The following is a 1,129-nucleotide window of genomic DNA, read 5'->3' on the forward strand; positions in this document are numbered from 1 at the left end:
ATCGAGCGCGGCATGTCCTCGCTGCGCGTCAAGGTGATCTGGCCGCTCGCCGCCGCCCTCGACATCGAGCCGTCGGCGCTGATCGCCGACGGCAGCGATACGGCGAACGACCTCTATTGCGTGCGTGCCGACAAGCGGCGGCAAATCCCGGTGAAATCGGAAGGCATTGCCAAGGCGCTGCTGTCACCCCCGGGCGCGACGCTGACCGGCATGCTGGTGACGGTGGAAGCCGGCGGCGGCACGGCCGAGGCCTATGCGCATGCCGGCCATGAATTCGGCTTCGTGCTGGCTGGTGAGGTCGAACTGGTGGTGGATTCGACAAAGTACGTGCTGAAGGCCGGCGACAGCTTTGCCTTCAAGAGCACGCTTTTGCATGCCTTCCGCAATCCGGGCGCCGAGCGGTGCCAGATTCTCTGGGTCAACACCACGAAGCCGTCCGAGGTTCGCGATGGCGCCTGATCCACTCGTCCGGCTGCAGGCGGTCTCGAAGATTTTTCCTGGCGGCATCGTCGGGCTCGACGCCGTCGATCTCGACATTATCAGCGGCGAGTTCATCACGCTGCTCGGGCCGTCGGGTTGCGGCAAGACCACCAGTCTGCGCGTCATCGCCGGTTTCGAAAGCCCGTCGAGCGGCAAGGTGCTGCTAGACGGCCGCGATATCACGGCACTTCGCCCGTTCGACCGGCCGGTCAATACCGTGTTCCAGGACTACGCGCTGTTCCCGCACATGAATGTTGCAGAAAATGTCGGCTTCGGTCTGTCGCTGCGCAAACTGTCTGGAGCCGAACAGGCTAAGCGCACCGGCGAAGCGCTCGACATGGTCGGTCTCGCCGACAAGCTTGGCGCCCGTGTCTCCGAACTGTCTGGCGGCCAGCGCCAACGCGTCGCGCTCGCGCGTGCCATCGTCTGCGAGCCGCGCGTGCTGCTGCTCGACGAGCCGTTGTCGGCGCTCGATGCGCATCTGCGCGAACAGATGCAGGTTGAGCTGAAGCGGCTGCAGTCGCGGCTTGGCACCACCTTCGTCATGGTCACCCACGACCAGACCGAAGCGCTGTCGATTTCCGACCGCATCGTCGTCATGAACAAGGGCCGCATCGAGCAGATCGCACCGCCGGCCACACTTTATGAC

Annotated in this window: 2 protein-coding genes; both read left to right on the top strand. The window is 64.6% G+C overall.

What is annotated here, in order from left to right; all coding sequences use genetic code 11:
- On the top strand, positions 1 to 459 hold a 459-nt coding region (locus EN884_RS36585), incomplete at its 5' end, for a cupin domain-containing protein (RefSeq protein ID WP_164895445.1).
- A partial coding sequence (locus EN884_RS36590; RefSeq protein WP_127219282.1) for an ATP-binding cassette domain-containing protein occupies positions 449 to 1,129 on the top strand: 681 nt, incomplete at its 3' end. The genes EN884_RS36585 and EN884_RS36590, both read left to right, overlap by 11 nt.

It is taken from the genome of Mesorhizobium sp. M7A.F.Ca.AU.001.01.1.1 (genome assembly GCF_004022735.1).
In the GTDB taxonomy this organism is placed as follows: domain Bacteria; phylum Pseudomonadota; class Alphaproteobacteria; order Rhizobiales; family Rhizobiaceae; genus Mesorhizobium; species Mesorhizobium ciceri.